The organism is Streptomyces sp. NBC_00190, assembly GCF_036203305.1.
In the GTDB taxonomy this organism is placed as follows: Bacteria; Actinomycetota; Actinomycetes; order Streptomycetales; family Streptomycetaceae; genus Streptomyces.
In genome coordinates, this window is the sequence record NZ_CP108131.1 from 6,682,071 (window position 1) to 6,696,344 (window position 14,274).

A 14,274-nucleotide genomic window follows, 5' to 3' on the forward strand; every position below is an offset into this window, starting at 1 on the left:
CCCTTAGATGTTGCGGAAGCGGTTGATGGCGTCGAGGTGCGTGGCGCGCAGCTCGTGGTCCCGGACGCCCAGGCCCTCCTCGGGGGCCAGCGCGAGGACGCCGACCTTGCCCTGGTGGAGGTTGCGGTGGACGTCGTAGGCGGCCTGGCCGGTGTCCTCCAGGGAGTAGACCTTCGACAGGGTGGGGTGGATCTTGCCCTTGGCCACCAGGCGGTTGGCCTCCCACGCCTCGCGGTAGTTCGCGAAGTGCGAGCCGACGATCCTCTTGAGGGACATCCACAGGTAGCGGTTGTCGTACTCGTGGTTGTAGCCCGAGGTCGAGGCGCAGGTGACGATCGTGCCGCCCTTGCGGGTGACGTAGACCGAGGCGCCGAAGGTCTCGCGGCCCGGGTGCTCGAAGACGATGTCCACGTCCTCGCCGCCGGTCAGCTCACGGATGCGCTTGCCGAAGCGCTTCCACTCCTTCGGGTCCTGGGTGTGCTCGTCCTTCCAGAACTTGTAGCCCTCGGCGTTGCGGTCGATGACCGCCTCGGCGCCCATGGCCCGGCAGATGTCGGCCTTCTCCGGAGAGGAGACGACGCAGATCGGGTTGGCGCCGCCGGCCAGCGCGAACTGGGTGGCGTACGAGCCGAGTCCGCCGCTGGCGCCCCAGATCAGGACGTTGTCGCCCTGCTTCATGCCGGCGCCGTTGCGGGAGACCAGCTGGCGGTAGGCGGTGGAGTTGACCAGGCCGGGGGAGGCGGCCTCCTCCCAGCTCAGGTGGCCGGGCTTCGGCATCAGCTGGTTGGACTTGACGAGTGCGATCTCCGCCAGGCCGCCGAAGTTGGTCTCGAAGCCCCAGATGCGCTGCTCGGGGTCGAGCATCGTGTCGTTGTGGCCGTCGGAGGACTCCAGCTCGACCGAGAGGCAGTGCGCGACGACCTCGTCGCCCGGCTTCCAGGCGTTGACGCCGGGGCCGGTGCGCAGCACGACGCCCGCGAGGTCGGAGCCGATGATGTGGTACGGGAGGTCGTGTCGCTTGGTGAGCTCCGACAGGCGCCCGTAGCGCTCCAGGAAGCTGAAGGTGGACACCGGCTCGAAGATCGAGGTCCACACGGAGTTGTAGTTGACCGAGGAGGCCATGACGGCCACCAGGGCTTCGCCCGGGCCGAGCTCCGGCACCGGGACCTGGTCCAGGTGCAGGGACTTGCGCGGGTCCTTCTCGCGGGTGGTGAGCCCGGCGAACATCTCCGTCTCGTCCTTGTGCACGGTGATCGCGCGGTACGAGTCGGGGAGCGGCAGGGCAGCGAAGTCGTCGGCCGTAGCGGCCTGCGACTGGATCGCGTCCAGGATGTCCTTCACGGTAGAGCCTCCGGCTTAGCGCTGATGAGGGTGCGCTGGGGGATACGCGTTGCGTGCGTAGAGCGTGTGGGTGGTGCTGCGAGGTGCCGTCGGTCCGGCTGGTGCGGTGGTGCTGGCGACGCCTGTGGTGGGGCGTGCGGTGCCTGGTGACGCAGGCATCCGGGGCGCGTTCCGTGCCGAGTGGGCGTGGGCCGCGGGGACATCCGGACAAGATTTAACGTATGGCACGCGGTGTCACTCAGCAAGGCACCGCGTGCCAAAACTTTCTCTCATTTGCCTATTGACCTGCGAGTTTGAGCGATGATCGATCAGAGTTACCGGCGAGTAGGGGCAAGCTGGACAAACGGAAGCGGCCGCTCCCTGAAGGGGAGCGGCCGCTGTGACGCTTGTCGCTATGTGTTGCCGAGTGCCGCTACTTGGTGCGCAGTGCCTCTTCGATGGTCCGCATGACCTCGTCCAGCGGGGCGTCCGTCCGGGCCACGGCCACGAGCACCTCGCCCTGCGTACGGACCTCCGCCGGCGGGGCCGGCGTCGTGCTCAGGGTGCGGCCCGCGCCGATCCCCGTGCCGAACGTCTTGCGCACGATCGCGAAGGCGTGGTCCAGCTGCGCCTCCACGTCCCCCTGACCGCCCGCCCGCAGCCAGCGCCGCAGCACGTGGTTGTGGGCGGTCACCACCGCGGAGGCGGCCACCTCGGCCAGCAGCGGGTCGTCGTTGCCGTCGTGGTGGTCCTGCTCGTCGAAGTGGGCCAGCAGGTAGCGGGTGAACAGCCGCTCGTACCGGGCCACCGAGGCGATCTCCCGCTCCCGCAGCGCCGGCACCTCGCGCGTCAGCCGGTAGCGCTCCACCGACACCGCGGGCGAGGCGGCGTACATCTTCATGACTTCCTTGATCCCGCGGCAGACCGTGTCGAGCGGGTGCTCGTGTGCCGGGGCCGCGTCCAGAACGGCCTCGGCACGCGTCAGGGTGTCGTCGTGGTCCGGGAAGATCGCCTCTTCCTTGGACCGGAAGTGCCGGAAGAAGGTCCGGCGCGCCACCCCTGCGGTCGCGGCGATCTCGTCGACCGTCGTCGCCTCGTACCCCTTGGTCGCGAACAGCTCCATCGCGGCCGCGGCGAGCTCGCGCCGCATCTTGAGCCGCTGAGCGGCCGCCTTGGTACCGGCCGTGCTCTCTTGGGCGTCGGGGGCCGTGGCGGTGCGGGGTGAGGTCTTGGCGGGCTGGGACATAGAGCGAACGTACTTCATTTGCGCGGAGGAGCGCGCCCGAGGGGGGTGGGACAGGGGTGGATGCGGGGGAGGGCAGGCACTGGGCACACAGTGCTCGCCGGGAGGGTTTGCCCGCCGTGAGGGTCCGGCGGGCCCGAGGAGCCCTCCCCACGCATCCGGCTCGTGGCCCGGCCGGGGGTTACCGGCGGGCGTACTCACGGAATCCGCGGCCGGTCTTCCGGCCCAGGCAGCCCGCCGCCACCAGGTGCTCCAGCAGCGCGGAAGGGGCCAGGCCCGGGTCGCGGAACTCCTTGTGGAGGACCTTCTCGATCGCCAGCGAAACGTCGAGGCCGACCACGTCCAGGAGCTCGAAGGGCCCCATCGGGTAGCCGCCGCCCAGCTTCATCGCCGCGTCGATCTCGTCGATGCCGGCGTAGTGCTGCTCGACCATCTTGATCGCGTTGTTGAGGTACGGGAACAGCAGCGCGTTCACGATGAAGCCCGCCCGGTCCCCGCAGTCCACCGGGTGCTTGCGGACCTTGACGCAGACCTCGCGGACCGTGGCGTGCACGTCGTCGGAGGTCAGGACCGTGCGGACGACCTCGACCAGCTTCATCGCCGGGGCCGGGTTGAAGAAGTGCATGCCGATCACGTCCTGCGGGCGCGAGGTCACGCGGGCCACCGCGATCACCGGCAGGGAGGAGGTGGTCGTCGCCAGCACGGCACCCGGCTTGCAGACCTTGTCCAGGGTGGCGAACAGCTCCTGCTTGACCGCCAGGTCCTCGGCCACCGCCTCCACGGCCAGGTCCACCTCGGCGAAGGCGTCCAGCGAACCGGCCGCCGTGATCCGGTCGAGCGTCTGCGCCGCGGCCTCGTCCGTCAGCCGGCCCTTGGCCACCGCGCGGCCCAGGGACTTGCCGATCGCGGCCTTCGCCGCCTCGGCCTTCTCCTGGCTGCGGGCGGCCAGGACGACGTCGTAGCCGGCCTGGGCGAAGACCTGCGCGATGCCGCTCGCCATGGTGCCCGAGCCGGCCACGCCGACCGAGGAGACCGGACGGCCCGAACCGAGCAGGGACCCGTCCGGCGGGGACTGGAGGTCGCGGACGATCACCGAGCTGCCCGGAGTCTCGTACGTGTAGAAGCCGCGCCCCGACTTCTGCCCGGTCAGGCCGGCCTCGGCGAGCTGGCCCAGGATCGGGGCCGGCGCGTGCAGGCGGTCGCCCGAGGAGGCGTACATGGCCTCCAGGACGGTGCGGGCGGTGTCCACACCGATCAGGTCGAGCAGCGCGAGCGGGCCCATGGGCAGGCCGCAGCCCAGCCGCATCGCCGCGTCGATGTCCTCGCGGGAGGCGTACTTCGCCTCGTACATGGCGGCGGCCTGGTTCAGGTAGCCGAACAGCAGGCCGTCGGCGACGAAACCGGGGCGGTCGCCGACCGGGACGGGCTCCTTGCCGAGCTCGCGGGCCAGCTCGGTGACCGCCTCGACGGCCGGCGGGGCGGTCAGGACGCAGGAGACGATCTCGACGAGCTTCATCGCCGGAGCCGGGTTGAAGAAGTGCAGGCCCAGCACGCGCTCGGGGCGCAGGGACTCGGCGGCCATGCGGGTCACCGACAGGGCGTTGGTGCCGGTGGCCAGGATCGTGTCGGGCCGCACGATCGCGTCGAGCTCGCGGAACACCTGCTGCTTGAGCTCGTACGACTCCGGCACGACCTCGATGACGAGATCCGCGTCGGCGGCGGCGCCCAGGTCGGAGTAGGTGCGGAAGCGGGCGAGCACGTCCGCCCGCTCCTGCTCGGTGAGGCGCTCCCTGCTGACGGAGCGCGCCGTGGCCGCCGCGAGGGCGGCCGAGGCCCGGCGGGCGGCGTTCTCGCTGATGTCGATGCCGATGACCTCGCGGCCGGCCCGGGCGAGGACCTCGGCGATGCCGGTGCCCATGGTGCCGAGGCCGACGACGGCGATGGTCTGGAGGGTGGGGTGACTGGACGGACGGTCCATCGAGGGACTCCAGTGGAAGAGGGTGACGACTGAGGGAGCGCGCGGCGCACGGCGCGCGCGGATGCCGTACGGAAGAACCGTGCGGAAGAGCCCAGGGGAAGGTGCCCGAAGGGCGGGAGCGGCGGACCCTGTCCCGGGGTCACGCCGTGGGTGGTGCAAAGAGTCGTACAGAACCGACTGGCACGAGGCGGCTGCGTCACCAGGCCGTCCCCGTACGTGTTGATGTGACAGTAACCCGTCGGTAACTGGTCCGCCAGAGCGGGGAGATGTGACCTGTACCGCCCAAATGTACCGATCATCGATCATCGATCATCAATCACTGCGAACGGCCCGTGGCGGCGGCTCCGCCCGCCTAGGGTGGCCGGGTGAACGACGTGCTGGAGCGCCTGCGCACGGAAGCCGGACGGTCGCCGGAGTACGAGGCGCTGCTCGCGGCCGGCCCCGACGGCCTCGCGGCTTCCCTGACCTCCGCCGGGCTGCCCCTGTGGGCCCGCGAGCTCGCCGCGTACCGGCTGGGGCTGGCGGGGGACCGCCGCGCCTTCGAGTCGCTGGTGCTGCTCCTCAACCACCGGGACCCGCCGCGCTGCGCGGCGGCCGCCGAGGCGCTGGCCGTCCTGGGCGACCCACGCACCGCCCGCGCCGCCGCGGCCCTCGCCACCAACAGCCTGCGCACCGCCTACGCCCTGCAGCCCGTCCGGCTGCTCACCGCCCTGCGCGCCCCGGAGTCGGCCCCGGCCCTGATGGCCACCCTGTCCCGGCTGCTCTCCCCGCACGACCCGTACTGGCGGATCGCCCTGGCCTGCGTCGAGGGTCTCGGCGCCCTCGCCGACCCCCGGGCCCGCGAACTCCTGACCCGCGCCCAGTCCCACCCCCGCCTCGCGGTGGCGGCGACGCAGGCGCTGCGCGGCCTCCCTCCCGGCCAGGCCGTTCCCCTCGGGTCATCCGGCTGACCGGCCGGGCACTGGTCGTCGCCGTTGCCGGCCAGCCGCCGCCCGGTGCGGGGGCGTCCGGGAGAGCGGTCGCCGGGCCGATCGGAACCATCACAAGTGGCCTTTCTGTGGCGCGAATTGACGATCAGCCGCGGGGCCGGATCGACCCGTGGATAGGGTTGGGATCATCCCAACTAGCCTTGTGGAGACGGAACATGCGCATATCTGCCCTGTCTGCCGCCCTCGCCGTGACGGCCATGACGCTCGCGGGATCGGTGACTCCGGCCACGGCTGAGCCGACGGTCAGCACGGTCACCCTGGACGCCGGTGCGGGCCTCCACCACAGCACCGGGACGGTGCTCTATGAGCACGTCGACGGTGAGGTGAACTCCATCAAGATCATCTCCGCGCAGGCGACCGGCGGTACCCACGACTGCGCCTGGGTGCAGTGGAACGACCCGAAGGCCGGCGGGGACGGCTGGAGCCCCCTCATCTCCGAGCCCGGGTGCTACGGCAGCACCGTGGGCGAGACGCCCAACATCGTCATCAAGGCCCCGGCCGGTCATCCGCTCAAGGTGCGCCTGGCCGCCTACCACTTCGACAGCGCCGAGGTGAAGCACAAGGACATCGCGAAGCTCTAGCCGGACGGCGCGGCGACACCGGACCGCCGGCCGGAGCGGATCCGGTGTGGCCGGCCGGGTCCGGCGGCCGGGGAGGCTAGTGCCGCCCGGCCTCGGGTACCACGGCGAACGCTTCCACCTCCAGCAGGAGTTCGGGGCGGAACAGGGCCGAGACCTGGACCGCCGAGGAGGCCGGGAGGCGGTCCGCGGGGATGACGGCGTCGCGGGCGGCCCGTGCCGCCGGGAGGTGGGCCACGTCCGTGACGAAGTAGGTCAGCTTCACGACGTCGTCGAAGGTGGCCCCGGCCGCCGCCAGGCACCGGCGCAGGTTCTCGAACACCTGCCGGGCCTGGGCGGCGGCGTCGCCCTCGCCGACCACCTCGCCCCTCTCGTCGAACGCGCACTGACCGGAGACGGCGACGAACCGCCCGGTGCCCCAGACGACGTGGCTGTATCCGGTACCGGGACTGACGCCGTCCGGGGCGTGGACGCGGGTGAGGTGGCCGTGCTCGGGCGTAGTGGTCATGGGCACGATCCTGCCCGGTGAAGATCAGCCGCGGAAGCCCAGCAGGCCGTGCAGGGCGGCGCCGCCCGCCGAAGGCGGGACCGCGCGGGTCGCCGCGGCCGGCTTCGGCGCCTCCTGGGCGGCGCAGACGGCGTCCGAGGCCTTGCCCGTCCTCAGGTACGCCGCGACCTTCTCGTCCAGGCACTTGTTGCCGCTGAGCGCGATGCCGTGGTTGCCGCCGCCCTCCTCGACGACCAGGGCCGAGCCCTTCAGCTTCTCCCGCATGCTGAGCGCGCCCCCGAACGGCGTCGCCGCGTCCTCCGTCGCCTGGAGCAGGAGGGCCGGCGGAAGGTCGGCGTTCGTCACGTCCGGGGCCTGGAGCGGCTCCGTAGGCCAGAAGGCGCACGGGGCGTTGTACCAGGCGTTGTTCCAGGTCATGAACGGAGCCTTGGCGTGCGTGCGCCACATGTCCGCCCGCCACTGGTTCCAGTCCTTCGGCCAGGCCGAGTCCCGGCACTGCACCGCTGTGTAGACGCTGTACCCGTTGCCCGCGGAGGGCTCCACCGCGCCGAACCGCTCGTACGCCGCCACCAGCGGCTTCGGGTCCTTCTCCACCGCGTACGCGGCGAAGGCCGCGGCCAGGACCGGCCAGTAGCCGTTGTAGTAGCCGCCCGGCATGAAGGTGTCCTCCAGTTCGGACGGGCCCACCTTGTCGCCCGCCGGCGTCGCGCGCAGCTCCTCGCGCACGGCGTACCAGCGCTGCTCGACCTCCGCCGGGTCGGTGCCGAGCCGGTACGTGGCGTCGTACTTCGCCACCCAGGCCAGGAACGCCTTGTGGCGGGCGTCGAACGCCTCGTCCTGGGCCAGGTTGTCCTCGTACCAGATCCCGCCCGGGTCGACCACGGAGTCCAGGACGAGCCGGTGCACCCGGTCCGGGTGGAGCTTGGCGTACACCGCTCCGAGGTAGGTCCCGTACGAGTAGCCGAAGTAGCTGATGCGCTGTGCGCCGAGGGCCGTGCGCAGCAGCTCGATGTCCCGGGCGGCGGAGACGGTGCCGACGTGCGGGAGTACGTCCGCGTGCTTGGCCTGGCAGGACTCGGCGAAGGACCGTACGCGGTCCAGGTTGGCCTGCTCGCCGGCCGCGTCGCGCGGTACGGAGTCGGGCCGGACGGGGGAGAAGTGGCCGGTCGCACAGTCGAGCACGGGTTCGCTCTTGCCGACCCCGCGCGGGTCGAAGCCGATCACGTCGTACTGGGCGGCCACGTCCTTGGGGAGGGCGGAGGCGATGAAGCCGGCCAGGCCGCGGCCGCTGCCGCCCGGGCCGCCGGGATTGACCAGCAGCGGTCCGGCGGAGGTGGCGGCGGTGTGCGGGACCCGGGTCAGGGCGAGGGTGATCTGGCGCCCGGTGGGCAGGTCGTGGTCGAGGGGGACCTTGAGGGAAGCGCACTGGAGCGTCGGGTAGCGGGGGGTCGCGCAGTCGGTCCAGCGCAGCGGTGCCTGCTTCGGCGCGGGGGCGGCCGGGGCGGCCGTGACCGGGCCCGCGAGGACGGCGGCGACGGTGGAGATCGACAGCAGGACAGCGGCGCGTTTCTTCAAGGGGTGCAGCATGGGGCCTCCCAGCCGAGGGTTCTGGGCGGAATCGTCCCGGAAACCGTGACGGGAAGGCGGGATTGGGCCGCCTATTGGCCCGATGTGATGACCTTGCGGGGGGTCGGGGGCGTCACAGGAGGGTGAGGTGCGTCGGCGCGGCGGGCACCGGCCGCTCGGGGGCGGTGATCGGGCGGGCCGCTCCGCGGCCGCTCGGGCCGATGCCGAATTCGGCTGCCAGCTCGTGGACTTGGCGGGTGATCTGCCGCTGGTACCGGGTGGGCGCGTACGAGCCTCCCGCGTACATCCGCTCGTACCGCTCGACGAGGTGCGGATGGTGCTCGCCCAGCCAGGCCGTGAACCACTCGCGCGCCCCGGGCCGCAGATGGAGTACCAGGGGTGTCACCGAGGTGGCGCCGGACTCGGCGATGGCGCCGGCCCGCACCTCGTGGAAGGTGATCCCGCGGAACTCCGGGGTGTCGAACGTGCGGGTCACGACGGCGTCGGCCCCGAAGAGGGCAGCGCTCCGCCCCGGCCCGTCGGTCAGGTTGTCCCAGCGCATGGCGCCTCCCTCGGGTAGTTATCCGCCCGAGAATAGAACAAACGTTCCCATGATCGTGCGGGTCAGGGCAGGGCGGGGTGGTTCGGGTAGACGGCGGGGCTCGACTCGGCCTCGTACGCCCTGGCGGAGGATGGCGTCATAGCCGGTGGCACATCCGCGGCCGGCTGAGTCATCGGCGGCGCAGGCCCATGCGGCGCCGGGAGCGTGAGGTGTCGCCGTGGCCGCGGTCGCGCTGGAGGTCAGTGACAGGGCCCCTGCGGTCAGGGCGGTGGCGGCAGTGGCCAGGACGAGACGCCGGATGCGGGTGCCGCGCATGGGGTACTCCTTGTGATCGGGTGGTGACCGCACGAGTCGGCGCGGTGTGGGGATCCGTCTTCCGTCGGGCCCGAGGGCGGCGGCCGCGTCATGCCGCTCGATGTCGTGGCGTGACACCTCCCCGTTCAAGGTGTGCGGCCGTCCGGACGTGCCCCCCGGGACGCGCTCCTCGTACGCGTCCGCCGCCGCCTGCGAACCGGAGCGGCCGGTGGTCGTGCGGACCGGATTTGGGCGCCCGCCCCTGAGGTGGTTGGCTTCGCGGTGACGAGCGGACACAACTGCTGGAGGAACAGCTATGGCGCAGGTCGAGGCCACCACGGAGCGGATCATCGCAGCCGACGCGGAGACCGTGTTCGACGCGCTGGCGGACTACGCCGGGACCCGGGGGAAGCTGCTGCCCGAGCACTTCAGCGAGTACGAGGTGCGCGAGGGCGGCGACGGCGAGGGCACCCTGGTGCACTGGAAGCTCCAGGCCACGAGCAAGCGCGTACGGGACTGCCTGCTGGAGGTCAGCGAGCCCACCGACGGCCAGCTGGTGGAGAAGGACCGCAACTCCTCCATGGTCACCACCTGGGTCGTCACCCCGGCCGGCGAGGGCAAGTCCAAGGCCGTCGTCTCCACCGTGTGGAACGGCGCCGGCGGCATCGGCGGCTTCTTCGAGCGCACCTTCGCCCCCAAGGGCCTCGGGCGCATCTACGACACCGTGCTGGCCAACCTGGCCGCCGAAGTCGAGGCCTGAGCCCGGACGTTGCACGGCTCCTAGGGCCTGCCGTCACATTCCCGTCGTCGCCCGCGGGGCAGACGGGAATGTGACGGCAGGCCCTAGCGGCTCACCGGATCGGGTGGAATTCCCCGGCCGAGGTGAGCCGCCGGAAGCCGGGCGTGGCCCCGGGCCGGGGCGGGCCCGGGCGGCTAGGCTGGATCCCCGCGCGTGCCGCCCGCGACGCGCGCGACCGAGCGCGCGCCACCGCCCGCGCGCGACCGACCGCCCGGGGGCCCGATGAAGATCCTCATCTCCGCCGACATGGAAGGCGCCACCGGGGTCACCTGGCCTGCGGACGTGCTGCCCGGGACGCCGCAGTGGGAGCGCTGCCGGTCGATGTTCACCTCCGACGTCAACGCGGCCGTCCTCGGCTTCTACGACGGAGGCGCGGACCAGGTCCTCATCAACGAGGCCCACTGGACCATGCGCAATCTGCTGCTGGAGCGCCTCGACGCCCGCGCCGAGATGCTCACCGGCCGCCACAAGTCGCTCTCCATGGTCGAGGGCGTCCAGCGGGGAGACGTCGACGGGATCGCCTTCGTCGGCTACCACATGGGAGCGGGCTCCGAAGGGGTCCTCGCCCACACCTACCTCGCCAACTCCATCACCGGCGTCTGGCTCAACGGGATCCGCGCGAGCGAGGGGCTGCTCAACGCCCACGTCGTCGCCGAGTATGGAGTCCCGGTCATCCTGGTCACCGGCGACGACCTGACCTGTGTCGACGCCGCCGGCTACGCCCCGGACGCGGTGACCGTCGCGGTGAAGGACCACGTCTCGCGCTACGCCGCCGTGTGCCGGACCCCCGCCCGCACCGCCGCCGACATCCGCGCCGCGGCCAAGGAGGCCACGGGCCTCGCCGGCCGGCGCGTTCCTGTACCCGGCGGCGGTCCGTACACCGTGGAGCTGGAGTTCGACGCCGAGCACCTGACGATGGCCGCCACCGTCGTCCCGGGTGCGGAGCGGTGCGGCGAGCGCAGGATTTCGTACACGAGCGAGACGATGTACGAGGGGATCCGGACCTTCAAGGCGGTCACGACGGTCGTCTCGGCAGCCGTGGAGGAGCAGTATGGCTGACATGCCCGCAGTCACCACCCAGGTTCCGGCCCAGGTGCAGGACCGTGCCCCGGACGACGCCGTCGACCAGGCCGCCCTCGACGAGGTGGTCGAGTTCACCTCCGGCCTCATTCGCATCGACACCACCAACCGGGGCGGCGGCGACTGCCGTGAGCGCCCCGCCGCCGAGTACGCCGCCGAGCGGCTCGCCGCCGCCGGACTGGAGCCGGTCCTCCTGGAGCGCACCCCCGGCCGCACCAACGTCGTGGCCCGGATCGAGGGCACCGAGCGCGGCGCCGAGGCACTCCTGGTCCACGGCCATCTCGACGTGGTCCCGGCCGAGGCCGCCGACTGGAGCGTGGACCCCTTCTCGGGGGAGGTCCGGGACGGCGTGGTCTGGGGCCGCGGCGCGGTCGACATGAAGAACATGGACGCGATGGTGCTGGCCGTCGTACGGGCCTGGGCGCGGGCCGGGGTGAAGCCGCGCCGGGACATCGTGATCGCCTTCACCGCCGACGAGGAGGACAGCGCCGTCGACGGCTCCGGCTTCCTCGCCGACCGGCACCCGCACCTCTTCGAGGGCTGTACGGAGGGCATCAGCGAGTCTGGCGCCTTCACCGTGCACCCCGGCCCCGGACAGCCCGCCCTCTACCCGATCGCGGCCGGTGAACGCGGCACCGCCTGGCTGAAGCTGACGGCCCACGGCACCACCGGGCACGGCTCCAAGCCGAACAGGGCCAACGCCGTGAGCCGCCTCGCCGCAGCCGTGGCCCGGATCGGCGCGTACGAGTGGCCGGTCCGCCTCACCGGCACCGTCGTCGCCTGCATCACCGAACTCGCGGCGGTGCAGGGCCTGTCGGTCGACCCCCGGGCCCCCGGCTTCGACCTCGACCAGGTCCTCGGCCGGATCGGCCCGGCCGCCGCCCTGCTGGAGGCGACCGTACGCAACAGCGCCAACCCGACGATGCTCAGCGCCGGTTACAAGCTCAACGTGATCCCCGGCCAGGCCACCGCCTACGTGGACGGCCGGATGGTGCCGGGCGGCGAGGCCGAGTTCATCGCCACCCTCGACGCGCTCACCGGCCCGGACGTCCGCTGGGAGTTCCACCACCGCGAGGTGGCGCTCGAAGCCCCGGTGGACGGGCGGACGTACGGGATCCTGCGCGAGTCCATCGAGCGGTTCGACCCGGACGGGCACGTCGTGCCCTTCTGCATGGCGGGCGGCACCGACGCCAAGCAGTTCTCCCGTCTCGGCATCACCGGCTACGGCTTCTCCCCGCTGAAGCTGCCGCCCGGCTTCGACTACTGGTCCCTCTTCCACGGTGTGGACGAGCGGGTCCCCGTCGACGCCCTGCACTTCGGGGTCCGCGTCCTCGACCACGCGCTGCGGACTCTGTGAAGGGGACCCTGTGATGGAGGTCGTGCCGACCCGGCCCTACGGGAGCTGGCCCTCTCCCATCGACGCGGAGCTCGCCGCCTCGCTCGACGGCCGGCCCGAGTACGTGGGCACGGTCGGCCCCGAGGTGTGGTGGACCGAGCCCCGGCCGCAGGAGGGCGGCCGCCGGGCCCTGGTGCGCCGCCCCGCGGACGGCGCACCCACGGTCACGGCGCTGCCCGCGCCGTGGAACGTGCGCAGCCGGGTCACCGAGTACGGCGGCCGCCCCTGGGCCGGAGCCGAACGGGCCGAGGACGGGCCGCTGCTCGTCTTCGTCCACTTCGCCGACCAGCGGCTCTACGCCTTCGAGCCGGACGCGCCCGACGGCGGACCGCGGCCCCTCACCCCCGTCTCCGGTGTCGGCGGCGGACTGCGCTGGGCCGACCCGGTGCTGCGCGGCGGCGAAGTCTGGTGCGTGCTGGAGGAGTTCACCGGTCCCGCCCCGACCGACGTACGCCGGGTGCTGGCCGCCGTACCGCTGGACGGGTCGGCGGCACAAGACCGGTCGGCGGTGCGGGAGCTGACCGACGACCGGTACCGGTTCAGCACCGGGCCCCGGCTCTCCCCCGACGGGCGCAGCGCGGCCTGGCTGGTGTGGGACCACCCCCGGATGCCCTGGGACGGCACCGAGCTGCGGCTCGCCGAGGTCACCGCGGACGGGACCCTCTCCGGGCCCCGAACCGTGCTCGGCGGCCCCGACGAGGCCATCGCCCAGGTCGAGTGGACGGCCGACGGGACCCTCCTCGCGGTGAGCGACCGCGGCGGCTGGTGGAACCCGTACCGCGTGGACCCGGGGACGGGCTGGGCGGTCAACCTGTGCCCCCGGGAAGAGGAGTTCGGCGGCCCGCTGTGGAAGCCCGGGCTCTCCTGGCTCGCCCCGCTCCCCGACGGGCTCGTCGCCGTCCTGCACGGGCAGGGCTCCTCGGTGCTCGGCATCCTCGACCCCGAGAGCGGGGACCTGGTGGACGCGGCCGGCCCGTGGACGGCCTGGCAGCCGGCCCTCGCCGTCAGCGGCACCCGCGTCTACGGGGTCGCCGCGAGCCCGCGCAGCGCGTACGAGGTGGTGGAGCTGGACACGGCCACCGGGCACGCCCGGGTGATCGGCGCTCACGGTGCGGACCGGGTCGCCCCGGCCTACTACCCGGAGCCGCAGAGCCGGACCTTCCTCGGGCCCGACGACCGGGAGATCCACGCGCACGTCTACCCGCCGCACCACCCCGCGGTGCGCGCCCCGGCCGACGAACTGCCCCCGTACGTGGTGTGGGCGCACGGCGGACCCACCGACCACGTCCCGCCCGTACTCGACCTGCACATCGCCTACTTCACCTCGCGCGGCATCGGCGTGGTCGAGGTGAACTACGGCGGCTCCACCGGCTACGGCCGTGCCTACCGGGAGCGGCTGCGCGAGCAGTGGGGCGTGGTCGACGTCGAGGACTGCGCGGCGGTGGCGCGGGCGCTGGCCGCCGAGGGCACCGCCGACCCGGCCCGGCTCGCCATCCGCGGCGGCAGCGCGGGCGGCTGGACGGCGGCGGCCTCGCTGGCCGCGACCGACCTGTACGCCTGCGCGGCGATCATCTACCCGGTGCTCGACCTGCTCGGCTTCGCCGAGGAGACCCACGACCTGGAGTCCCGCTACATCGACAGTCTGGCCGGACCGCCGCAGACCCTCGCCGTACGGTGCCGCGAGCGCTCGCCGGTGGCTCGCGCCGACCGGATCACGGCCCCGTTCGCCCTGCTCCAGGGGCTGGACGACCCGATCTGCCCACCGGCCCAGGCGGAGCGGTTCCTCGCCGCCATGCAGGGGCGGCAGGTACCGCACGCGTACGTGACCTTCGAGGGCGAGGGGCACGGCTTCCGGCGGGCGGACACGATGATCCGCGCGCTGGAGGCCGAACTGTCGCTGTACGCCCAGGTCTTCGGTATCGAGCGCACCGACGTCCCCCGGCTGGAACTGTGGCTCTGAG

The 14,274-nt window shown here is 72.6% G+C and carries 11 protein-coding genes and 1 pseudogene; 6 read left to right on the forward strand and 6 right to left on the reverse strand.

The annotated features are described in order from the left end of the window. Window positions 1–3: 3 nt before the first annotated feature. The 3 genes from ccrA to OG429_RS31390 all read right to left on the reverse strand — a co-directional run bounded on the left by ccrA (window position 4) and on the right by OG429_RS31390 (window position 4,541). Window positions 4–1,341, reverse strand: a complete 1,338-nt coding sequence (gene ccrA / locus OG429_RS31380; protein ID WP_328928618.1) for a crotonyl-CoA carboxylase/reductase — start codon at window positions 1,339–1,341, stop codon at window positions 4–6. 412 nt (window positions 1,342–1,753) lie between these two features. Beyond that, entirely contained in the window at window positions 1,754–2,566 is an 813-nt protein-coding gene (locus tag OG429_RS31385; RefSeq protein ID WP_328928619.1) for a TetR family transcriptional regulator, read from the reverse strand. 178 nt (window positions 2,567–2,744) lie between these two features. Beyond that, entirely contained in the window at window positions 2,745–4,541 is a 1,797-nt protein-coding gene (locus OG429_RS31390; protein WP_328928620.1) for a 3-hydroxyacyl-CoA dehydrogenase family protein, read from the reverse strand. Window positions 4,542–4,906: 365 nt separating this feature from the next. Here OG429_RS31390 and OG429_RS31395 point away from each other — a divergent pair, with 365 nt between their 5' ends. Then, window positions 4,907–5,491, forward strand: a complete 585-nt coding sequence (locus OG429_RS31395) for an adenylosuccinate lyase (RefSeq protein ID WP_328928621.1) — start codon at window positions 4,907–4,909, stop codon at window positions 5,489–5,491. A gap of 194 nt (window positions 5,492–5,685) precedes the next feature. Beyond that, window positions 5,686–6,111, forward strand: a complete 426-nt coding sequence (locus OG429_RS31400) for a hypothetical protein (protein ID WP_328928622.1) — start codon at window positions 5,686–5,688, stop codon at window positions 6,109–6,111. Between the two features lie 76 nt (window positions 6,112–6,187). On the opposite strand, the gene OG429_RS31405 is transcribed toward OG429_RS31400, so the two are convergent. From OG429_RS31405 to OG429_RS31415, 3 genes and pseudogenes are all read right to left on the reverse strand, one after another. Further along, complete coding sequence (locus OG429_RS31405) at window positions 6,188–6,616, reverse strand: RidA family protein (RefSeq protein WP_328928623.1); 429 nt, start codon at window positions 6,614–6,616, stop codon at window positions 6,188–6,190. Window positions 6,617–6,640: 24 nt separating this feature from the next. Then, complete coding sequence (locus tag OG429_RS31410) at window positions 6,641–8,203, reverse strand: alpha/beta hydrolase (RefSeq protein ID WP_328928624.1); 1,563 nt, start codon at window positions 8,201–8,203, stop codon at window positions 6,641–6,643. Window positions 8,204–8,315: 112 nt separating this feature from the next. Next, window positions 8,316–8,615: pseudogene (locus OG429_RS31415) on the reverse strand (Rv2578c family radical SAM protein); the annotation flags it as partial. 739 nt (window positions 8,616–9,354) lie between these two features. On the opposite strand from OG429_RS31415, the gene OG429_RS31420 reads away from it, so the two are divergent. The 4 genes from OG429_RS31420 to OG429_RS31435 all read left to right on the forward strand — a co-directional run bounded on the left by OG429_RS31420 (window position 9,355) and on the right by OG429_RS31435 (window position 14,273). Continuing rightward, window positions 9,355–9,798, forward strand: a complete 444-nt coding sequence (locus OG429_RS31420) for an SRPBCC family protein (protein WP_328928625.1) — start codon at window positions 9,355–9,357, stop codon at window positions 9,796–9,798. A gap of 261 nt (window positions 9,799–10,059) precedes the next feature. Next, window positions 10,060–10,896 (forward strand): M55 family metallopeptidase, encoded by an 837-nt coding sequence (locus tag OG429_RS31425; RefSeq protein WP_328928626.1) that lies wholly within the window; start codon window positions 10,060–10,062, stop codon window positions 10,894–10,896. A 1-nt stretch (window position 10,897) separates the two neighbouring features. Next, on the forward strand, window positions 10,898–12,274 hold the full coding sequence (locus tag OG429_RS31430) for a M20/M25/M40 family metallo-hydrolase (protein WP_328928627.1): 1,377 nt from the start codon (window positions 10,898–10,900) through the stop codon (window positions 12,272–12,274). A gap of 13 nt (window positions 12,275–12,287) precedes the next feature. Then, a complete protein-coding gene (locus OG429_RS31435; RefSeq protein ID WP_328928628.1) occupies window positions 12,288–14,273 on the forward strand; it encodes a S9 family peptidase in 1,986 nt (661 codons plus the stop codon). Window position 14,274 lies beyond the last annotated feature (1 nt).